Raw genomic sequence first — 21,734 nt, forward strand, 5'->3', positions numbered from 1 at the left:
CATTCAAAAATTAGGTTCAAGCCTAGACAGACACATTTCTAGACACATGTAATAAATTATAGAAATGTTATGTAATTGTTATATAATATAAAAGCGTTAATGTTAAAATAAAGGGTATACGAATTTTTAGGAGGAAGCTTAATGAAGGTAAAACTAGGCTTGCTATACGGAGGGAAATCAGCTGAGCATAAGGTTTCCTTACAAACCGCATTAGCTGTTATCAAAGCATTAGATCACTCAAAATATGATATTCATCCCATTTATATATCAGAACAAGGCGAATGGATTCGTGGGAATCAATTGACAGGTCCAGTTGATGACGTGAAGAAGTTAGTATTAAAAGAGACCGGAACAGCCATTTCACCTGTTTCGTTAAATTCAGAACTTTTTCCTGCGCAGCAATCAGCTCAGAATGAATCAATCGATGTTGTGTTCCCGTTGTTACATGGACCAAATGGTGAGGATGGAACGGTTCAGGGACTGCTTGAGCTTATGAACATTCCATATGTTGGAAATGGTGTGCTTGCTTCATCAGCTGGCATGGATAAAGTCATTATGAAAAACATCTTTGGTCAAGCTGGGTTGCTTCAAGCGAAATATGCTTCATATATTCGTAGCGAATGGAAACAAAATCCAGAAGAGGCGTACGCTAAAGTTGAAAAAGAACTTGGCTATCCTTGCTTTGTAAAGCCAGCAAACCTTGGTTCAAGCGTTGGTATTAGCAAAGCAACAGACCGTGAAAGCCTGGAAAAAGCGTTCGAAGAAGCTTTCATGTTTGACCGTAAAGTCATTATTGAAGAGGCCATCATTGGCCGCGAAATAGAAATCGGTGTCCTTGGAAATGACAATCCTAGCTGTTCAGTTGTTGGAGAAATCGTACCGAAGAAAGATTTTTACGACTATAAAGCAAAATATGAAGATGGCGATACAGCTCTCATCATTCCTGCGGATATCACAGATGAGCAATATGAAAATGTCAAAACAGAAGCAATTAAAGCGTTCAAAGCACTTGATTGCTCAGGATTAGTTAGAGCGGACTTCTTCCTAACAAAAGAAGGAAAGGTCATCATTAATGAAGTTAACACGATGCCTGGATTTACACCATTCAGTATGTTCCCATTACTTTGGCAGGAAGCTGGTGTAAGTTATCCAGAACTTATTGAAAAATTAGTTGAGCTTGCAATCGAGCGCCATAACGAAAAACAAACGATTAAATACACTATCTAAAAAACTTTATTCAATACAAATCTCACTCTTTTGGGTGGAATGAATGTAATAAAGGTATACAATTTAGTAAGGGCTGAGACCTAGATTGAATAAAGTTAAGCCTCCGGCGGATGCCACGATTTTTCAAAGGAAAGTTTTCGAGCAAGCTCGAAAAAATCGGGCGCAAATACGCCAAGGCGCATTTGATTAAAAAACACTATTCTTAATTCTGAATAGTGTTTCTTTATGAAAGGAGAGAATCTCATGATAAAAAAGACATTGGCACAAATCGCACTGATGGCAAATGGTGAAAAGCTTGATCTACAATACCAAAATGTTGTGATAGAAGGTGTATCCATTGACACAAGAACGATCTCACCTGGAAATCTGTACATACCAATCATCGGTGAAACGTTTAATGGCCACCAATTTGTGGAGTCAGCGATTGATAATGGTGCAGTAGCGGTACTATGGGGCAGTGACCAACCAAATCCACCACAGCAAATACCTGTTATCTTTGTAAAGGACACATTAGAAGCTCTTCAAACTCTATCCAAAAACTATAGGGATGAGCTTTCGATAAAAGTCGTCGGGATTACAGGAAGCAATGGGAAAACAACAACAAAAGATATGGTTACAGCTGTTTTATCAACGAAAATGCGTGTTCAAAAAACAGAAGGAAATTTCAATAATCATATCGGCCTGCCTTTAACTCTTTTACGCTTAAAAGAAGATACGGAAGTTGCTGTGCTTGAAATGGGAATGAGTGCTTTCGGCGAAATTGAATTCCTAACTTTATTAGCACGTCCTGATGTGGCAGTTATAACGAATATTGGTGAATCTCATATGATGGATCTCGGTTCTCGTGAAGGAATTGCCAAGGCAAAACTTGAAATTGTTGATGGGTTAGCTAAGGATGGCTTGCTTATTTATCATGGAGATGAGCCACTTTTAACAGAGCGGGTTAAGGCAATGGATATTCATACGACAACCTTTGGTGAGACAACGAAAAATGATCTATATCCGTTACGTATTAAACAAGAAAATGAGGGTACTTATTTTTCCATTAATGAACAGGAGAACAAGGAATTTTATGTGCCAGTTTTAGGAAAACATAATGTTAATAACGCGATGGCAGCAATTGAAGTTGCTCGTCATTTCGGATTATCCTGGGACCAAATCGAAAATGGCTTGAAACAAATTAAGATTACGAATATGAGGCTTGAGTTAATTGAGGGAGTCAACGGTACAAAACTAATTAATGATGCTTACAATGCAAGCCCACTATCTATGAAAGCTGCCATCAGCCTAGTTCATGATTTAAAGTCCTCTGGCAAAAAAATAGTCGTATTGGGTGACATGCTTGAGCTTGGGGACAACGAAAATGAATATCATGAAGAGGTGGGGCGCTTCATTCAGCCTGACAAGGTTGATTATGTATTCACATACGGTACATTAGGTGAACATATCGCCAACGGAGCAAAAGAACTTTTTCCTGAAGAACGTGTTTCTGCGTTCCAAGACAAAGAAAAGCTAATAGAAGCTTTACGGAACCTATTATCAGAAGAGGATATTCTTTTAGTAAAAGGTTCAAGAGGGATGAAGCTCGAGGAAGTCATCTTTGCCTTCAAAAAATAAGAAAAAGCTCGGCGTGCACCTGCCGAGCTTTTCTAGTTTATAAATGGTAGTATGATTAGAATAGTCAGTAAAATACCTAAGGAGTAAGATAATAGTTCTTTCATAAAATCTGAGTTTTCATTGAATAGCTTGTCCATTTTAAAACCTCCCAAATTTGTTTCTTACTTATTAGTACGTTTGAAAACAATAAATGTTACAAAAACATTACAATTATTTCAAAAATATTTTTACTGTATTCAGCCTCGACTGAATAAAGTAAAAAGGCCCCGGCGGATGCACGATTTTTAAGAAGTAAATTTCGAGTAGTAAGATCAAAAACTAAATACGCCACTTCCTGTGGCAACGTCTTTATGACCTACTTCCTGTAGGCCTAAAAATCGGGCGCGAATACGCCAAAGCGCATTTGATTGAAAGGAGAAATTTTGGTGATTGGCTGTCTGTTCATACATGGTTTTACTGGGGCTCCATATGAGGTTGAGCCACTTGCAGAGCATATCCGCCATACAACAGATTGGGTTGTCCGAACACCAACCTTGCCCGGTCATGGTGAGAATTTGAATTTAAAGGGAACCCATTACTTGGAATGGATTGAATATGCAGAAAAAGAGTTAGTTGAGCTCCTTCATACTTGTGATCAGGTATTTGTCATCGGTTTTTCGATGGGAGGAATAATCGCTGGTTACTTAGCAACGCGTTTTCCAATTCAAAAGCTTGTCTTACTAAGTGCCGCTGCTTATTATATCAATCCAAAACAACTCGTTTCCGATATAAAACTAATGCTTCGCGATGGCCTAAACAAAAATCTTCATAAAAATGAACTTTTTTTACGGTATAAAAAGAAAATCGTTGACACTCCTCTATCGGCGACAATTGAATTTCGAAAGCTTGTGAGAAAGATTAGGCCGTTGCTAAACCAAATAAATGTGCCTACCTTAATTGTTCAAGGCGAATGCGACGGGATTGTCCCAATTAAAAGTGCGCATTACTTGAATCAAGTCATCTCATCTACGCAAAAAAGACTCCTTTTTTTACCATGTGCAAAGCATCATGTTTGTTATGGTGGGGACCAGGAAACACTATTTAAAGAGGTAGATTCATTCTTACATGAAACCACAAAAGAATGTATATACTAATCATTGAAAATTCAGCTTTATTGCATTTATAAAGGGGTAGTGGTAAGATTACAACTACAGTGTTAAAAAGGGCATAACTTGTAATTAATTGGTAACGCCCTTTTATTAACTTTTTGGACGTGAACCCTGAGGGCATTACTTCCGTTATTTCACGGAAAATGTCCTTTTTTTAAGCAGAATTAGATTCTGATCTACTATAAATACTAGGCAGATGCCTACCTACCACGCACTTATCATCATGTGTAGGTTTTGCGATCATGATGCAAACATTTGTATCCAGCTTAAAAATCGTATTTAACTTTATTCAGAAAAGCCCTCACTATTGTATGTGGGATGAATGCAAGAAAAGCATCGAAAATTTATTAGGGGTCTAAACCCCGTTTGAATAAAGTTAAGGCCCCTGGCAGATGCCACGGTTTTTCAGAGGTGACTTTTAGGAAAAAGAGTAAAGACTGTGGAGCACGTCATGTCCCAACGTCTTTATGATCCACTTCCTTTTGGCCTAAAAAATCGGGCACAAATACGCCAAGGCGCATTTGATTAGAGGCGAAAAGCCCAGTGTCTATACAGATTTCCCGTCTAAATAGTCAATTTTGTCATTGTACAAATAGATTAGCAAAAAGGAGTATGAAAAAATTGGCAGTTTTTAACGAACTAGGGATTAGTCAAGACCTAATGAAATCAATTAGTAAAATGGGGTTTGAAGAGGCAACCCCTATTCAAGCACAAACGATTCCATTAGCATTAAAAGGGCATGACGTAATTGGTCAAGCTCAAACAGGAACAGGAAAAACAGCGGCTTTTGGAATTCCGCTTATCGAAAATGTTGATGTAAAAGACGACAACATTCAAGGAATTGTCATTGCACCAACTCGTGAACTTGCGATTCAGGTATCTGAAGAACTTCATAAAATCGGGCACTTCAACCGTGTTCGAATCTTACCAATCTATGGGGGGCAGGATATCTCTCGCCAGATTCGTTCACTTAAGAAACACCCTCATATCATTGTTGGTACTCCGGGACGTGTAATAGACCATATTAATCGTAAAACTCTTAAGCTTCAAAATGTAAAAACGGTTGTCCTAGATGAAGCAGATGAAATGTTAAACATGGGCTTTATTGAGGATATTGAAGCAATTTTAAAAGGTGTTCCCGATGAACGTCAAACTTTACTTTTCTCTGCAACTATGCCAGGTCCAATCCAACGCATTGCTGAGCGTTTCATGAAAGACCCACAAGTTGTGAAAGTAAAAGCAAAAGAAGTAACAGTACCAAACATTCAACAATACTACCTAGAAGTACAAGAAAAGAAAAAGTTCGATGTCCTAACTCGTTTATTAGATATCCAATCTCCAGAGTTAGCGATTATCTTTGGACGTACGAAGCGTCGTGTTGATGAACTTTCTGAAGCACTAAATTTAAGAGGATATGCAGCAGAAGGTATTCACGGTGACCTTAGTCAGGCAAAACGTATATCCGTCTTACGTAAATTCAAAGAAGGATCTATCGAAGTATTAGTTGCAACAGATGTTGCAGCCCGTGGACTTGATATTTCTGGTGTGACTCATGTTTATAACTTCGATATTCCGCAAGACCCTGAAAGCTATGTACACCGAATTGGACGTACAGGTAGAGCAGGAAAACATGGTATGGCGATGACTTTCGTAACACCAAGAGAAATTGGTCAACTTAAAAACGTGGAAAATACAACAAAACGTAAAATGGACAAAATGAAGCCACCTACATTAGATGAGGCTTTAGAAGGTCAACAAAAGATCACGATGGAAAAAATCGTATCTATGATCGAGTCCAATAATTTATCATATTATACTCGTATCGCTGAAGAGCTTTTAGAAGAGCATGATTCAGTTTCTGTTGTTGCAGCTGCAATTAAGTTAATGACTAAAGAGCCAGATGCAACTCCAATTAAACTAACTGAGGAAGCACCTGTTCGCGTAAAGAGAGACAACCGTGATAATAATCGTGGTGGTGGACGTGACCGTGGGCGTTATAAGGGTGGTCGTGACCGCGGTCGAGGAAATGCAGGACGACAAGGTTCAGGTGGTCGTCAAGGATCCGGCGGAAATCGTTACTCTTCAAGTAGCAATCGACGCGGCAATTTCCGTAAAAACGAAGAATAATTTTAACAACCAAAGAAAGGCGTGTAAACTGACCCCAGTTTAGCACGCCTTTTTTGGTTTGTATGAATGATGAACACGAAAAGTGGTCGAGAGCTGTTTGGATTTCTCATCATAGCGTGGATGAAGAGGAAAAACGGTAGATAAATCAGTACGAAATCCTCTTTATTGCGGGGATGAAAAGGAAAAGCAGTAGAGATACTGTTAGAAGTCCTCTTCATAGCGTGGGTGAGTGGAAAAGTGGTAATGAAAAAGTACGAAATCCCCTTCATAAAGTCGATGAAGAGGAAAAGCGTAAGAGAATCAGTACGAAATCCTCTTCATAGCGTAGATGAAGAGGAAAATAGGTAGAGAATCAGTAGGAAATCCTCTTCATAGGGTGGATGAAGGGGATAATCGGTAGAGAATCAGTACGAAATCCTCTTCATAAAGTCGATGAAGAGGAAAATAGGTAGAGAATCAGTAGGAAATCCTCTTCAAAGCGTGGATGAAGAGGAAAAACGGTAAAGAAATAGTATGAAATCCCCTTCATAAAGTCGATGAAGAGGAAAAGCGAAAGAGAATCAGTAGGAAATCCTCTTCATAGCGTAGATGAAGGGGAAAAACTGTAGAGAATCAGTAGGAAATCCTCTTCATAGCGTAGATGAAGAGGAAAAACGGTAGAGAATCAGTCCGAAATGCTCTTCATATGGTGGATGAAGTGGATAAACGGTAGAGAATCAGTCCGAAATGCTCTTCATATGGTGGATGAAGAGGAAAAGCGGTGGAGAAACAGTATGAAATCCTCTTCATAGCGTAGATGAAGAGGAAAAGTGGTAAAGAAAAAGTTCGAAATCTCTTCATAGAGTATATGAAGGGGATAAGCGGTCGAGAGTCAGTACGAAATCCCCTTCAAAGTGTGGATGAATATCACCCAGAAGATAATCTTGTGTCAATTAGTCGGATGTTATTATGGCTACTATTTTTTCTTATGTCAAATTTTCTCAAAATCATTTATACTGAGAAGGTTGGTAAGAATAATATTCCAATTCAGAAGGGGTTGTTGATTATGAGGGACATCCCGAAAAATCGGATTAGTACACGTGCCTTAACAGTATGGAAAACATCTGCAATCATTTCGTCTATGATTGGTTGGGCTATAGCCATTACGGTCTTAGTCCTTACGATTATTTTTGATTGGACGTACTGGATATTAACTGGTCTACTTATACTTTGCATGATTGAGTCAATTTTAACTATTTTCATTTTACCGAAGCTGAAGTGGAAACGCTGGAGATATGAGGTACATGAACATGAAATTGACCTCCAACGTGGCGTTTTAATTGTAAAAAGAACAATTATACCGATGAACCGCGTCCAACACGTTGATACTCAGCAAGGTCCGTTGTTGCGTAAACATCATTTAGCTACTGTTACTATTTCCACAGCAGCAACAGTTCATGAAATACCAGCACTTGATTTGGAGGAAGCAGACCAATTGCGTGACTCAATTTCAAGATTAGCAAGGGTGGATGAAGATGATGTTTGAATCACGTCGGATGCATCCGGTTGCTGGCATTTTAAGCTTCCTTAAGCAACTGAAAGAAATGATACTCCCTTTAGTTTTCCTCTTTTTTGTTGGGCCGGGGGATGATTTTGAAAAGTATTATTTATTAGGTGCATGTGCTTTTATTCTATTAATGTTGATCTATGGAGTCTTGCATTGGTATCGTTACACCTATCGGATAGAAAGTGGAGAGTTACGAATTGAATATGGAGTGATTATCCGTAAAAAACGCTATATACCCATTGAGCGAATTCAAACGATAGATGTTTCCGCTGGTATTATTCAACGAATTTTTGGATTGGTCAAACTACAGGTGGAAACAGCGGGTGGGGGTATGCAGGCTGAGGCTGTTCTAACAGCTATTAAAGAAGAAGAAGCCAATCAATTACGTGAAATTTTATCCCGTTCGAAAAAGCATGAGGAAGAAGAAACTGAAACACAAAAAACGAGATTTACATATCAAATTACTCCAAAGGAACTGCTGGTCCTTGCATCCACCTCAGGGGGAATCGGGATTGTTATTTCCGGTGTACTCGCATTTTTGAGTCAGTTTGCAGAATATCTACCGTTTGAAAAATTATATAATACGATTGAAAAATATGTCAGTCTATCGATTTTAATCTATATCATCGCACTCATTGCTTTGTTCTTATTGATCGCGTGGATAGTTGGGATTTTAATTATGACCCTTCGCTACGCCAATTTTACAGTCGTAAAACGAGAAGATGAGCTTTTTATAACGAGAGGATTGATTGAAAAGAAGCAGACAACCATTCCGTTAACACGGATACAGGCCATACGTATTGGTGAGAATTTAATCAGGCAGCCTTTAGGCTATGCAACAGTATATATTGAAAGTGCTGGTGGCTCGATTAATAAAGGAGAAGATTTCTCAACTGTGCTCTTTCCTTTAGTAAAGAAAAATGCCATTAATCATTTGTTGCAGCATTTTGTATCTGACTATCAGATGCAAGAAATTGAAAATTACGCACCACCCAATGCAAAGTGGAGATATATGTTTAGGGGAATGCTGCCTTTTCTAGCGTTTGTACCAGCAATTGTCATGTTGTCCTATGTCTTTAGTTCATGGGGTTACCTAGGTTTGCTCCTTTTACCTATTGGAGTAATGCTTGGCTATAGTCGCTATAAAGTGGCTGGCTGGAAGATAGAGGGGGACCAGTTAACCTTACAGTTTCGCTTTTTTAGTAAAGTAACCGTTCTTCATCATAAAAAGCGAATCCAATCCTTGGACAAGAAACAATCCCACTTCCAAAGGAAAAAAAATCTTGGAACAGTTAAAACCTTTATTAAATCAGCAATCGCAGGCAAAGGGTTTGAAGTGAAGGATCTACAGATTTCTGATTGCTGGATCATTTGGGAATGGTACAGACAGCGAAATAAGAAAATGGCAGAAGATATGCCGTTTAATGATTAACAAGAGCTAAAGCGGAGTCGCTTTAGCTCTTTCATTTTTAGAGGAAAATTCCGAGTATCACCAAGATGATAATGATTAACCAGATAATATGTTTGATAGAAAATTGTCTAGGAATCCTCATTCGAGGTCTGTAAGATGAATCTCCTGCCATGATGATCTGTGGCTGTCCTGAGCTTTTCGGTAGAACGAGCGGTCCAATGATAGCGCCGGCAAGAAAACCAAATATATGGGCGATAATATTGACATTGGTATTTATAAATGTCATGACTAGACCAATGATTAAAATTGTCATAATGAGTTGAGAATTCATTTGACTAATCAAGTCTTTACGGAACAAGACCATATATAAGTAAATACCAAACAATCCAAATATAGCCCCTGAAGAACCAACGTGGGCAAACTCTAGTGGTTCAATGTAAAAGGTTGCTAGGTTTGCAGCTACCCCGGTTAAAAGATAGGCAATGATAAATTTGAATTTACCTAACATCCTTTCTAACGCAGGCCCAAACAAGACAAGTGAAAATGAATTAAACAACATATGGCCAAACCCGCTATGTACAAAAATGGGAGTGACTAATCTCCAATACTCGCCTTCAGAAATTAAAAAATTGAATCCAATCATGTGCTGCATAAGAGTTGTTCCAAATGGAAGAGATAAAAAAATCAACAGCCAAAGAAAAATATGAATCCCGATTAATATTGATATAATAGGATATAATCGTAAAAATTGACGAAAGCTTTCAGTTCTTATAAACATCTTATTACTCCTTTATGTAGTCATCTTATCGTACTATATTCTTCAAAAGATGGCGAACATCCTCTAACGTTTGTACCATCTTATGATTGAAAGCTTTTTTATAGAAGAAAGGATTTTGAAATGATCATTGGAACAGGTATTGATATTGTAGAGCTTGAAAGAATTAAAAAAATTTTACATAGACAGAAAAAATTTGTAGATCGGATATTAACAAATGCAGAGAAGGAAAAATTTTTTCGTCTTTCTGAGTCCCGCCAGGTAGAGTTTCTTGCAGGTCGGTTCGCCGTGAAAGAAGCATATTCAAAGGCTGTTGGAACTGGAATTGGTGAGAATTTGAGTTTTTTGGATATCGAGGTTTTATCAGATGAAAAAGGTAAGCCAGTCCTTATAAGACCAATGAATCAAAAGGCCCATTTATCCATCACGCACAGTAAAGATTATGCCGTTGCGCAAGTAATTCTTGAAAGCTTGTCAAGCTAGTCTGCATATTACACAACTTTGCCTCATATATTTTTAGTGCGGTAGGTGAGACAAGGTGTATGAATATGATGAACGGTGTGATTTTCACTTAGTTTGGTAAATAAGCTTCACGGTTGAGTTGGAAAGAACGCTAGGAAAATGAAGGGGTCCTAATACGCACGGAAATGATTCCTAACCTGTTCGTCACTTAATACACTTTGTCTCTACCAATAGGCGATAAGAGGCAAAGGGGTTGAAGAGGAAATGAAGAAAAAAGTATTTTTGTTGTTATTAGGGCTACTTATTGCCCTTGTACTAGCGGCATGTGGGGAAAAATCACAAGAAGATGTGGTTAGTGCATTAGATGCAAAGGTACAAAAAATGACTGGCTATAAGGCAGATGCGAAGATGACGCTTCAAACAGGCAATGATCCACAAGTATATGAAGTGGAAATTTGGCACAAGGAGCCGACATTCTATCGAGTAAACCTTAAGAATGCAGAAAAGGACCAAAGCCAGATGATTTTGCGCAATGAAGAAGGAGTATTTGTTCTGACACCTGCTCTTAACAAAAGCTTCCGTTTCCAAAGTGACTGGCCAGAAAACAGCAGCCAAGCGTATCTGTTTGAATCTCTAGTACATGATGTGCAGGAAGATCCAGAAGCGAAATTTACAGCTACAAAGGATCAGTACATTTTTGAAACAAAAACAAATTACAAAAATAATAATATGCTGCCAAAACAAGAAATTACATTTAACAAAAAGGACTTAGCTCCAGTTTCTGTTAAGGTAATGGACCCTGATCGTAAAGTATTGTTGTTAGTTGAATTCACGAAGGTTGAGTTTGATGCAAGCTTTGATAAATCAGCATTTGATGTTGAAAAGAATATGTCTTCTGCAAATATTGGTGAGATCCCAGTTATGGGTGAGGTTGATAAGCAACCACTAGAAGTTCTATATCCTTCAGAGGATGCCCTTGCTGGAGTTGAATTAAAAGAAGAAAAGAAAATCGAAACGGAAAATGGAACACGTGTCATTATGACTTTTGGTGGAGAGAAAACCTTCACACTGATCCAGGAAACAGCCCGCGTTGCTGAGGTTGCTACAACGATTTCATTAAGCGGTGAGCCTGTTGACCTTGGATTTACAGTTGGTACTCTTACAGATAAAGCAATTTCATGGACACACAATGGTGCAGAATTTATGATTGCATCAGATGATTTAACTCAAGAAGAGTTAATCTCAGTTGCACGTACAGTACAAGGCAAGGCTGTAAAATAAACTCCGAACCCAGGCCCGAATAATCGGGTCTGTTTTTTTGTCTTTAAATTTCGACGGCATCCTTTACGATTTATTTCACAAACCGAAGTATCTTGTCGGATGAGGATGATAGAACGAAGAATTTAACGAACAAAAAAAGTTCTATATATAGAATTTCTACAAATTTTTTAAAAAGACTCTGTTACATTATTTAAGCGAGACATGTCCAAGTATTGAAAGGGGTTGGGATTGTTAGAAATTATGGACAAAATGTACGGAACTAAAAACAGATTGTAGGAGGGGTATGAAATTGAAGAAGAAAAAGATTTTTTCCACAGCACTTGCTTTATCATTAAGCGTTGGACTATTAGCAGGTCCAGCCATGTCAACAAATGCTAGCGCATCAGATGTATCCTCAAAACTAGCTTCACAAGGCTCACCAATCGACTTAGGAATCGCAAACGATGAAAAGCTCATTGAAATGCTCAAGAAAAACGGCAAAATTGCAAAAAATGCTTCACCAGCAGAAGCGGAGAAGGTGTTGAAAAAATTCCTAAAAGCAAAAGCATCAAACTCTGGCCAAACAAAGGACAAGCTACCAAAGGGGCTTGATGCCAATCTTAAATCTGCAAATAAAACAAATAACAATGGGTTGAAAAATGGAAAGGGGAACAAGCTTGGACAAGCTAAGAAAAATACAGTAGATCCTGTACAAGAAGAGGGATATAACGGTGACGTACGCCATGATAAGGTTCTAGTCCTAGCCATTGATTTCCCAGACTATGAAAAAAGCTCCATTACAAAAGAAGAAACAGACATGTGGTATGAGGACTATACCCATGATCATTTCCAAAACATGATTTTCGGAGAGGATGGATATGAAGGACCAAACGGAGAAAATTTAATATCCATGAAGCAATATTATGAACAACAATCAGGTGGAAGTTATACAGTTGATGGAACTGTAGCTGGCTGGTATACAGCTGATCATCCAGCTGCTTATTATGGTGGGAATTACCCAACGCCAGACGGCAGTGATGCTCGTGCACGTACGTTAGTGTATGAAGCTTTAACAAAAGCTGGGCAAGATCCAAATGTAGACTTAAGTGAATACGATGTTTGGGATCGTGACGATTATGATGAAGATGGTGTTTATAATGAGCCAGACGGAATTATTGACCATCTTATGGTTATCCATGCAGGTGTAGGTGAAGAAGCAGGTGGAGGGTCTCTTGGAGGAGATGCTATCTGGTCGCACCGTTGGGACCTTGGTCAATTAGTTGCTGTACCTGGAGGAACTTCAAATAGTGACCGTTTTGGCGGACTTTTAGGTGCATTTGATTACACAATCGAACCTGAAGACGGGGCTGCAGGTGTGTTTACTCATGAGTTTGGTCATGATTTAGGTCTTCCTGATGAGTATGACACGATTTATAGCGGAGCAGGAGAAGCCATCGAATTTTGGTCTTTAATGTCATCGGGTAGTTGGGCTGGAGATATACCTGGTACAGAACCGCCTGGTATGAGTCCGTTTGCAAAAGAAATGCTACAAAGCCTTCATGGTGGTAATTGGTTAAGTGGAACAACCTTACATGCTGATGATATTACAAAACAGGGAACTGAAGTACTTCTTGATGAGGCGGTAACAAAAGGTACCAATAATGATGCAGTACGTGTTGATTTACCAGGAAAGGTAAATGTATTAAATACTCCTGCTACTGGATCTTTTGAATATTATGGCGGTAAAGGTGACGAGGCTGACCATAAAATGGTGGCAACAGTCGATTTAACAGATAAAACAAGTGCAACCTTAGACTTTGACGCTTGGTATAACATCGAAAAGGATTGGGATTATGCCATGGTTCAAGTCTCAACAGATGGTGGTGAAACATGGACGTCGCTTTCAAGTGACAGAACATCATCAACTCTTGACCCAGACGGATATCCAGCAATTAAAGAAAATCTACCTGGCTACACTGGTTCAAGTAACGGTTGGGTTCATGAAACAATTGATTTAAGTGAGTTTGCTGGACAAGAAATTCAACTACAATTCCGTTCAATGACAGACTGGGCGACAAATCTTGATGGATTCTTTGCGGATAATGTAAGAGTAACTGTAGACGGAAATGAAGTGTTCGCTGATGGAGCGGAAGGAGAACCGCAATTCACATTAGATGGTTTTGAAAAACATGATGGTAAATATACATCAACACATTACTATTTACTAGAATGGAGAACTCATAATGGTGTAGATGAAGGATTAAAGCATATCCGCCGTGGTGCAAGCCTAATGTCGTTTGATCCAGGTTTAGTTGTCTGGTATGTCGATGAAAGCTATGACAATAATTGGACTGGCGAACATCCTGGTGATGGATTCCTAGGGGTTGTAGACGCCGACCAACATACTAACTACTGGAGTGACAAAGCGGTGGGTGCATCACGTTATCAACTACATGATGCAGCATTTAGTTTGGAGAAATCAGAGAAAATGTTCTTAGATTACCCAGGTCAATTTACAATGAAAGACAACTTCACCCAACGCACACCATTATTTGACGACAGTGCCGACTATAGTAACCCAGGCTTAGTTGATGCAGGACGTAATATTCCTGAATACGGTCTGAAATTCCGTGTTGTTGGCCAAAGTGCTGATGGTACAGTGGGTAAGGTGTTAATTTTTAAATAATAATTTTGTAAGACCCCTTTGCCATCCAAAGGGGTCTTTGCCATGTATTGTGAATTTTCTTCAACATATTTTCTTTTTTTCGTCATATGTTAAGATGGGTATGATGAAAAACTACCATTGACATGGACACAACTAAGTTTAATCATCGAATTCATATAGTAGTTAATAATCTAAGAAGGTGTTTATTCATGGACTCTACCCATTTTTATCGTGATACTTGGGTTGAAGTGGATCTAGATTGCATTTTTGATAATGTAAAAAACATGAAAGGGTTTTTACCGGAACCCGTAGAGGTAATGGCGGTCGTTAAAGCAAATGCCTATGGACACGGAGACGTGGAGGTTGCAAAAACTGCCCTTGAAGCGGGAGCTACCCATCTTGCAGTTGCTTTTATCGATGAAGCGGTCTCTCTACGCCACGGAGGAATAGATGCACCGATTCTTGTACTTGGAGCATCACGTCCAACTGACGTAGCGCTTGCAGCAGAACACAATATAGCCCTCACCATATATAGCGGGGAGTGGCTTGATGAGGTATTGGAAAACTATCAAGGCAGTACTCCACTTACCCTTCACTTGAAACTTGATACAGGAATGGGACGTCTTGGAGTTAAAGAAAAAGGGGAATTGCAAACAATCCTTAGGAAAATCGAGCAAAATCCTCAACTCCAACTTGAAGGTGTTTTTACTCATTTTGCAACAGCAGACGAAATTGATACATCTTATTTTGAACAACAATATCGGAATTTCCAGGCAATGCTTGAATGGATTCCATTTAAACCGAAGTTAGTACATTGTGCAAATAGTGCAACTGGCTATCGTTTCCCCGATAAAGTATTTAATATGGTGAGACTGGGAATTGGGATGTATGGAATGACTCCATCACTGGAAATAAAAGATCAACTGCCATACGAGCTCGAGCAAGCTTTTTCTTTCCATAGCAAGCTTGTCCATGTAAAACGAATTTCAAAAGGCGAAAAAGTAAGCTATGGGGCAACATTTACAGCAGATGAAGATATGTGGGTCGGAACAGTTCCAGTTGGCTATGCCGATGGCTGGGTTCGGAAACTACAGAATACGAACGTTTTAATTGACGGTGAATTTTGTCAAATCATTGGTCGTGTCTGCATGGACCAATTTATGGTCCGACTTCCAAATAAACTCCCGATAGGCACAAAAGTCACGTTAATCGGGGAGCAAAAAAACAAAATTATTAGTGTAGACGATGTAGCAAGTGCTCTTGAAACAATCAACTACGAGGTTACATGTACGATAAGTTTTCGGGTTCCACGTATTTTTTTAAGAAATAAGAGAATAATTGAAGTGAGAAATCCGTTATTAAGACATTACTAGTAGAGAAAATAGTACAATGGTTGTACACGTTGGATAACTTTCTTTTTTTATGCACGAAAATAAATGCAGGTTCTGGAAACCTTGTAAAACCTATGCATAAAAACCAATTGTATATGTCGATAATAATTAAGAATTAATGGATTAAGCTTTGCATCTAATCATAATAATGGTATTATTAAGATTGGAGTAGAATATTGGTGGCAAGTTGGTGGAGGTGTATGTTTGTGTCTGAATCCAGCGCAACAACAGAAATTCTAGTACGATTACCACAAAACCTAATTAGTGAGTTGGATGGCCTAGTGAAACAAGAAAACGGTAACCGTAATGAACTGATTTATCAAGCTACAAAAATGTATCTACGCGAGAGAAAGAAGCGTCAAATTACAGAATCTATGAGACGCGGTTACATGGAAATGGCAAAAATCAACCTTACTATTGCATCGGAGGCTTTTTTAGCTGAATCTGAGGCTGACCACACCGTAGAACGCTTAGTTAGCGGGGGGTAATCATTTGATTGTAAAACGTGGCGACGTTTATTTTGCAGACCTCTCCCCAGTTGTTGGCTCAGAGCAAGGAGGCGTTCGTCCTGTTCTTGTTATCCAAAACGATATCGGGAATCGGTTTAGTCCCACAGTCATTGTCGCAGCCATAACTGCACAAATTCAAAAAGCGAAGCTCCCAACCCATGTTGAGATCGATGCGGAGCGTTATGGATTTGAGCGCGATTCAGTTATTCTGTTAGAACAAATTCGTACAATCGATAAGCAGCGTCTAACCGATAAGATAACACATCTCGATGAAGAGATGATGGACAGAGTGGATGATGCCTTACAAATTAGTTTAGGACTCATCGATTTTTAATTCATTTATTTATATGTGATACGTCTATGAGAAGTTACCCCGTGGTAGCTTCTTTTATTTTTTAGTCCCACAAATGTGGCGTTCTTAGTCAAATTGATCCTATAAATGCCATTTGCATAATATATTACAAAAGCATTTTACTTATGTAACAAATTCTGAAATGTGAAGGACATCACATCTTTTCTATCGAAGTACATAATAAGGATTATCCTTAAATACCTTTCAAAACAAAAAAAGAGAGAGCGGTGGAAAAAATGAAAAGGCAATCTACAAATCCGAGACGAGATGAAGTAGAAAGGCTGGTACAGGACTTCCAAAAAACTGGCTCAAAGGAAATAGAAAGGGAAATCGTTGAGAAGTATGAAAATCTTGTTAATTCAATTGCTTGGAACTACTCGAAAGGCAGAGCTTTTCACGAAGATATTGTCCAAGTAGGGAGAATTGGGCTTTTAGGTGCGATTAGAAGATTCGATCGAACGGTTGGAAAGAGCTTTAATAGCTTTGCTGTACCAACAATTATTGGTGAAATTAAACACTTTTTACGTGATAAAACATGGAGTGTACATGTGCCAAGAGGGGCTAAGGAACTCGGAATTAAGATAAAAAAGGCAAAAGAAGAACTTACAATAGCCCTGCAAAGGACACCAGAGGTACATGAAATCGCAAATCATCTTCAAATAGATAAAAAGGAAGTTCTAGAAGCAATGGAACTTGGACAAGCATATTATTCAAAGTCAATTGAAATGCCGATTGACCCGGATTCTGAAGGCAAATCGATAATAGAGACGGTGGGTAAGAAAGATAAATCTTACGAAAAGGTATTGAAAAGATTGGATGTAAAGAATGCTCTCCATGTTCTTACTAAACGTGAAAAGAGAATTCTTTACTACACGTATATTCAGGAGAAGAGTCAAAGAGAGACGGGAAGAATAGTCGGGGTTTCACAAATGCATGTATCCCGGATCCGACGAAAAGCCATTAAAAAGCTTCGAGAAGCAGTACTTGGATGAGTTAATTTTGGTAAAATAGATAAGGGTTAGAAGTGAAAGTAGGAGGAAAACAGTTTTGACACAGACATTGCAAACAAATGAAATGATGGTAAAAACCATCGCCAAAGAAATTGGAATTACAACAAAGCAAGTGCATAGTGTGATTAACCTCTTAGATGAAGGCAATACCGTACCTTTTATTGCGCGTTATCGTAAAGAACTGACAGGTTCTTTAGATGAAGTACAAATTAAGGATGTGCAAGAAAAATGGACGTATTTACAGAACCTTGAAACACGAAAAGAAGAGGTTATTCGACTTATTTCTGAACAAGGAAAGTTAACCGATGACCTTCAAGCAGAAATCATGAAATCGACAAAGCTACAACAGGTTGAGGATTTATACAGACCATATAAGCAAAAGCGTCGTACAAAAGCGACTGTGGCAAAAGAAAAGGGACTCGAGCCACTTGCGGAATGGTTATATACTTTCCCGATGAATGTAGATGTTTTACAATATGCTACCGGGTTCATCTCAGAGGAAAAAGAGGTAATCAGTGCTGAAGATGCTATCCAGGGGGCTAAAGATATTATCGCTGAGTGGATATCGGACGACGCGACTTTCCGTCAATGGATCCGCAATGAAACCTTCAAACAAGGCACGATTGAAACAGCGGTAAAGGATCAAGAAAAAGACGAAAAAAATGTCTACGAAATGTACTATGAATACAAGGAACCTATTCATAAGGTAGTTCCACACCGTGTACTAGCGATGAATCGTGGAGAAAAAGAGGAAATCTTACGTGTATCAATTGAACCACCTCTTGACCGAATTATAACCTTCTTACATCGGAAAATCGTAAAGAAGGAAAATTCACCGGTAACTCCATATATCGTAGAAACAATTGAAGATAGCTATAAACGCTTGATTCAGCCTTCAATTGAAAGAGAAATCCGAAAAGAGTTGACGGAGAAGGCAGAAGACAGAGCCATTCACATTTTCTCAGAAAACCTTCGTAATCTACTGTTACAGCCACCACTAAAAGGTAAGGTTGTTCTAGGAGTTGATCCTGCATATCGAACAGGATGTAAACTAGCTGCTGTTGATGAAACAGGGAAAGTTTTAAAAATAGATGTCATTTATCCGCACCCACCAGTGAATAAAAAAGAAGAAGCGGTTAAGAAAATCAAATCTATTCTACAAGAATTTAAGGTTGAAATGGTGGCGATCGGAAACGGTACAGCCTCAAGAGAAACAGAGCAATTTGTCGCGAATGTTTTAAAAGAAGTAAATCAAGAAATCTTCTATATTATCGTGAATGAAGCGGGTGCAAGTGTGTATTCAGCATCCGATATAGCGCGAGAAGAGTTTCCAGATTTCCAGGTAGAAGAAAGAAGTGCTGTATCTATTGCAAGAAGACTTCAGGATCCATTGGCGGAATTAGTGAAAATAGATCCGAAGTCAGTAGGAGTAGGTCAATACCAGCATGATGTTTCACAGAAAAAATTAAATGACCAGCTTACTTTTGTTGTAGAAACAGTAGTTAACAAGGTTGGAGTCAATGTGAACACAGCATCCCCATCTTTATTACAATATGTAGCTGGCCTATCCAAAGCTGTAGCAAACAACATCGTCAAAAAACGTGAGGAACAAGGGAAGTTTTCGAACAGAAGCGAATTAAAGAATATTCCACGCCTAGGTGCAAAAACATATGAGCAATGTATCGGTTTCCTTCGTATTGTTGATGGTGATGAACCATTAGATCGAACAGGAATTCACCCGGAAAACTACAAAGAAGTTAAGAAACTTCTTGAGAAATATGGTTTAACGAGTAATGACCTCGGTACGGATAAATTAAAAGAAGCCATTTCATCTATCGTGGCAGAGGAAGTGGCTGCTGAGATGGGAATTGGCGAAATCACTATTCACGATATTACAGAAGCATTAGTAAGCCCTGAACGTGATCCGCGTGATGAACTGGCAAAACCATTGCTTAAAAAAGACATCCTTAAGCTTGAAGACCTTGCGAAAGGCATGGAGCTTGAAGGAACCGTTCGAAATGTTGTAGACTTTGGAGCGTTTGTTGATATCGGAGTTAAGCAGGATGGCTTAGTCCATATCTCAAAACTAAGCAATAACTTCGTAAAACATCCACTTGATGTAGTATCAGTCGGAGATGTTGTAACGGTCTGGATAGATGACGTCGATGTTAAAAAAGGAAGAGTGGCATTAACAATGCTGCCGCCACAAAATTAAAAAATCTTAAAACACTGCTCATGAGCAGTGTTTTTTTCTATAAAAATACCAGCATTGATTCAATAATTTAATTTGGTATCGATTTTTCTCATAGTAGGCGCGTTTCATTTGGTTTTGAAGCCAAGTAGGCATAGACTAAACCTCCTCGTTAATAAACTTTTACCCTCCAAAAAATAAAAAAATGATAATATAGTGGTGAAGTTACCAAACTATAGGTTTGAGTATATATAGTGTATGCAGATACAGTAAGTCCTGTTCGAAAAGGATGGAATGGAGGAAAAAATATGGAACAGTTTGAACTACAAAAGATAGTAGAAGAGGTTTCTTTAGAGCTGTTCGGAAAACCATTTCTTCATAAAGCCACTTTTAACAATCGATTACAAACTACAGGTGGAAGGTATCTTCTAAAATCTCACAATATTGAACTGAATCCAAAGTATTATCAAGAACGTGGAATTGAAGAATTAGTTGGGATTATTAAGCATGAATTGTGTCATTATCATTTGCATCTTGAAGGAAAAGGATATCAGCATCGCGATCGTGACTTTCGGAATCTCTTAAAGGCTGTGGACGCTCCGCGATTCTGTAAACCATTAGAATCTGTCACAAAAAGAAAGATGTCAAAGCAATACTTGTATACATGTACAGGTTGTGGGCTAGGATATGTAAGGAAAAGAAGAATCGACACAAAGCGGTACGTTTGTGGAAAATGTTCAGGGAAATTAATGGAAGTAAAAAAAGTTTGACTCTGATTTAATCATATGATAAATTATAAAAGTCGCCGCAAAAACGGTTGAACAAGAAAAAAATAGATTCTCTTGACAACAAGGAAGTCTGTTTTTATAATAAGTAATGTCGTCACATTATTCCGCAGTAGCTCAGTGGTAGAGCTATCGGCTGTTAACCGATCGGTCGTAGGTTCGAATCCTACCTGCGGAGCCAATGGGGAAGTACTCAAGTGGCTGAAGAGGCGCCCCTGCTAAGGGTGTAGGTCGCGTAAGCGGCGCGAGGGTTCAAATCCCTCCTTCTCCGCCAGATTTAAATTGGCCCGTTGGTCAAGCGGTTAAGACACCGCCCTTTCACGGCGGTAACACGGGTTCGAATCCCGTACGGGTCATACAATGATGGGATGTAGGATTGAAAAATCTTACCTCCCATTTCTATCTCTAAACATGGAGGATTAGCTCAGCTGGGAGAGCACCTGCCTTACAAGCAGGGGGTCGGCGGTTCGATCCCGTCATCCTCCACCATGAAATCTTTTATTCTTTAATGGGCTATAGCCAAGCGGTAAGGCAACGGACTTTGACTCCGTCATTCGTAGGTTCGAATCCTGCTAGCCCAGCCATTTTGATTACGAACAGTTATCAAAAACATTGCACGAGCCATTAGCTCAGTTGGTAGAGCATCTGACTTTTAATCAGAGGGTCGAAGGTTCGAGTCCTTCATGGCTCACCATTTATTTCAATAAATGCGGGTGTGGCGGAATTGGCAGACGCGCTAGACTTAGGATCTAGTGTCTTTGACGTGGGGGTTCGAGTCCCTTCACCCGCACTGTGTTTAATGTATTCGCGGTCGTGGCGGAATGGCAGACGCGCTAGGTTGAGGGCCTAGTGGGAGTTGATCCCGTGGAAGTTCGAGTCTTCTCGACCGCACCAAAAAGTTTTTTTAAAAAAGTACTTGCAATTATGTTTGTGAGATGCTATTATAGAAAAGTCGCTGATTTCAAATCACTGATTAATATGCGCCCGTAGCTCAATTGGATAGAGCGTCTGACTACGGATCAGAAGGCTATGGGTTCGACTCCTTTCGGGCGCGCCATTTTATATCGGGAAGTAGCTCAGCTTGGTAGAGCACTTGGTTTGGGACCAAGGGGTCGCAGGTTCGAATCCTGTCTTCCCGACCAGACGAAATTTAATATATGCGGGTGTAGTTTAATGGTAAAACCTCAGCCTTCCAAGCTGATGTCGTGAGTTCGATTCTCATCACCCGCTCCAAATTAGTTCTTTGAAAACTAAACAT

The 21,734-nt window shown here is 39.1% G+C and carries 17 protein-coding genes and 11 tRNA genes; 26 read left to right on the plus strand and 2 right to left on the minus strand.

Annotation, left to right across the window (positions count from 1 at the left end):
• Positions 1–141 precede the first annotated feature (141 nt).
• The 6 genes from AC6CHV_RS20190 to AC6CHV_RS20215 all read left to right on the plus strand — a co-directional run bounded on the left by AC6CHV_RS20190 (position 142) and on the right by AC6CHV_RS20215 (position 9,097).
• Positions 142–1,227 carry a D-alanine--D-alanine ligase gene (locus AC6CHV_RS20190; protein ID WP_341329713.1) on the plus strand — a complete coding sequence of 362 codons (1,086 nt, stop codon included), beginning with the start codon at positions 142–144 and terminating at the stop codon, positions 1,225–1,227.
• 243 nt (positions 1,228–1,470) lie between these two features.
• Entirely contained in the window at positions 1,471–2,844 is a 1,374-nt protein-coding gene (locus tag AC6CHV_RS20195; RefSeq protein WP_341329714.1) for a UDP-N-acetylmuramoyl-tripeptide--D-alanyl-D-alanine ligase, read from the plus strand.
• 425 nt (positions 2,845–3,269) lie between these two features.
• Positions 3,270–3,977 carry an alpha/beta hydrolase gene (locus AC6CHV_RS20200; RefSeq protein WP_341329715.1) on the plus strand — a complete coding sequence of 236 codons (708 nt, stop codon included), beginning with the start codon at positions 3,270–3,272 and terminating at the stop codon, positions 3,975–3,977.
• A 636-nt stretch (positions 3,978–4,613) separates the two neighbouring features.
• Positions 4,614–6,119, plus strand: a complete 1,506-nt coding sequence (gene cshA / locus AC6CHV_RS20205; RefSeq protein WP_121448462.1) for a degradosome RNA helicase CshA — start codon at positions 4,614–4,616, stop codon at positions 6,117–6,119.
• A 1,045-nt stretch (positions 6,120–7,164) separates the two neighbouring features.
• Positions 7,165–7,644 (plus strand): PH domain-containing protein, encoded by a 480-nt coding sequence (locus tag AC6CHV_RS20210; RefSeq protein ID WP_498079566.1) that lies wholly within the window; start codon positions 7,165–7,167, stop codon positions 7,642–7,644.
• On the plus strand, positions 7,634–9,097 hold the full coding sequence (locus AC6CHV_RS20215; RefSeq protein WP_498079567.1) for a PH domain-containing protein: 1,464 nt from the start codon (positions 7,634–7,636) through the stop codon (positions 9,095–9,097). The genes AC6CHV_RS20210 and AC6CHV_RS20215 overlap by 11 nt, the downstream gene beginning before the upstream one ends.
• Positions 9,098–9,134: 37 nt before the next feature.
• On the opposite strand, the gene AC6CHV_RS20220 is transcribed toward AC6CHV_RS20215, so the two are convergent.
• Entirely contained in the window at positions 9,135–9,854 is a 720-nt protein-coding gene (locus AC6CHV_RS20220) for a rhomboid family intramembrane serine protease (RefSeq protein WP_341329717.1), read from the minus strand.
• A 120-nt stretch (positions 9,855–9,974) separates the two neighbouring features.
• On the opposite strand from AC6CHV_RS20220, the gene acpS reads away from it, so the two are divergent.
• From acpS to AC6CHV_RS20260, 8 genes are all read left to right on the plus strand, one after another.
• Positions 9,975–10,334, plus strand: coding sequence for a holo-ACP synthase (gene acpS / locus AC6CHV_RS20225; protein ID WP_341329718.1), 360 nt, complete (start codon positions 9,975–9,977; stop codon positions 10,332–10,334).
• 243 nt (positions 10,335–10,577) lie between these two features.
• A complete protein-coding gene (locus tag AC6CHV_RS20230) occupies positions 10,578–11,594 on the plus strand; it encodes an outer membrane lipoprotein carrier protein LolA (protein ID WP_121448466.1) in 1,017 nt (338 codons plus the stop codon).
• 289 nt (positions 11,595–11,883) lie between these two features.
• Positions 11,884–14,259, plus strand: coding sequence for an immune inhibitor A domain-containing protein (locus AC6CHV_RS20235; RefSeq protein ID WP_498079568.1), 2,376 nt, complete (start codon positions 11,884–11,886; stop codon positions 14,257–14,259).
• Positions 14,260–14,447: 188 nt separating this feature from the next.
• The gene (gene alr / locus AC6CHV_RS20240; protein WP_498079569.1) at positions 14,448–15,611 is read left to right on the plus strand and encodes an alanine racemase; all 1,164 of its coding nucleotides are present in this window, start codon (positions 14,448–14,450) and stop codon (positions 15,609–15,611) included.
• Between the two features lie 224 nt (positions 15,612–15,835).
• Positions 15,836–16,117: a CopG family ribbon-helix-helix protein gene (locus tag AC6CHV_RS20245; protein WP_010284645.1), complete on the plus strand. Its 282-nt coding sequence runs from the start codon at positions 15,836–15,838 to the stop codon at positions 16,115–16,117.
• Positions 16,118–16,121: 4 nt separating this feature from the next.
• Positions 16,122–16,472, plus strand: a complete 351-nt coding sequence (ndoA, locus tag AC6CHV_RS20250) for a type II toxin-antitoxin system endoribonuclease NdoA (RefSeq protein WP_010284636.1) — start codon at positions 16,122–16,124, stop codon at positions 16,470–16,472.
• Positions 16,473–16,726: 254 nt separating this feature from the next.
• Positions 16,727–17,482, plus strand: a complete 756-nt coding sequence (gene sigB, locus AC6CHV_RS20255) for an RNA polymerase sigma factor SigB (RefSeq protein ID WP_341329720.1) — start codon at positions 16,727–16,729, stop codon at positions 17,480–17,482.
• Positions 17,483–17,564: 82 nt separating this feature from the next.
• Positions 17,565–19,715, plus strand: coding sequence for a Tex-like N-terminal domain-containing protein (locus AC6CHV_RS20260; RefSeq protein WP_498079572.1), 2,151 nt, complete (start codon positions 17,565–17,567; stop codon positions 19,713–19,715).
• 18 nt (positions 19,716–19,733) lie between these two features.
• On the opposite strand, the gene cmpA is transcribed toward AC6CHV_RS20260, so the two are convergent.
• Entirely contained in the window at positions 19,734–19,847 is a 114-nt protein-coding gene (gene cmpA, locus AC6CHV_RS20265; RefSeq protein ID WP_087947091.1) for a cortex morphogenetic protein CmpA, read from the minus strand.
• A 152-nt stretch (positions 19,848–19,999) separates the two neighbouring features.
• Between cmpA and AC6CHV_RS20270 the strand changes: the two genes are divergently transcribed.
• The 12 genes from AC6CHV_RS20270 (at position 20,000) to AC6CHV_RS20325 (ending at position 21,709) form a co-directional block, all read left to right on the plus strand.
• On the plus strand, positions 20,000–20,461 hold the full coding sequence (locus AC6CHV_RS20270) for a SprT family protein (protein WP_341329721.1): 462 nt from the start codon (positions 20,000–20,002) through the stop codon (positions 20,459–20,461).
• A 121-nt stretch (positions 20,462–20,582) separates the two neighbouring features.
• Positions 20,583–20,657, plus strand: a tRNA-Asn gene (locus tag AC6CHV_RS20275).
• A 2-nt stretch (positions 20,658–20,659) separates the two neighbouring features.
• Positions 20,660–20,750, plus strand: a tRNA-Ser gene (locus AC6CHV_RS20280).
• Between the two features lie 10 nt (positions 20,751–20,760).
• A tRNA-Glu gene (locus AC6CHV_RS20285) sits at positions 20,761–20,832 on the plus strand.
• 57 nt (positions 20,833–20,889) lie between these two features.
• Positions 20,890–20,965: transfer RNA gene (locus AC6CHV_RS20290), tRNA-Val, on the plus strand.
• 20 nt (positions 20,966–20,985) lie between these two features.
• Positions 20,986–21,060, plus strand: a tRNA-Gln gene (locus AC6CHV_RS20295).
• A 34-nt stretch (positions 21,061–21,094) separates the two neighbouring features.
• Positions 21,095–21,170: transfer RNA gene (locus tag AC6CHV_RS20300), tRNA-Lys, on the plus strand.
• Between the two features lie 15 nt (positions 21,171–21,185).
• Positions 21,186–21,266: transfer RNA gene (locus tag AC6CHV_RS20305), tRNA-Leu, on the plus strand.
• A gap of 17 nt (positions 21,267–21,283) precedes the next feature.
• A tRNA-Leu gene (locus AC6CHV_RS20310) sits at positions 21,284–21,370 on the plus strand.
• An 86-nt stretch (positions 21,371–21,456) separates the two neighbouring features.
• A tRNA-Arg gene (locus AC6CHV_RS20315) sits at positions 21,457–21,533 on the plus strand.
• An 8-nt stretch (positions 21,534–21,541) separates the two neighbouring features.
• Positions 21,542–21,618 (plus strand) — tRNA-Pro (locus AC6CHV_RS20320).
• A gap of 17 nt (positions 21,619–21,635) precedes the next feature.
• Positions 21,636–21,709 (plus strand) — tRNA-Gly (locus AC6CHV_RS20325).
• The last annotated feature ends 25 nt before the right edge of the window (positions 21,710–21,734 follow it).

It is taken from the genome of Ferdinandcohnia sp. GQ5 (genome assembly GCF_059759275.1).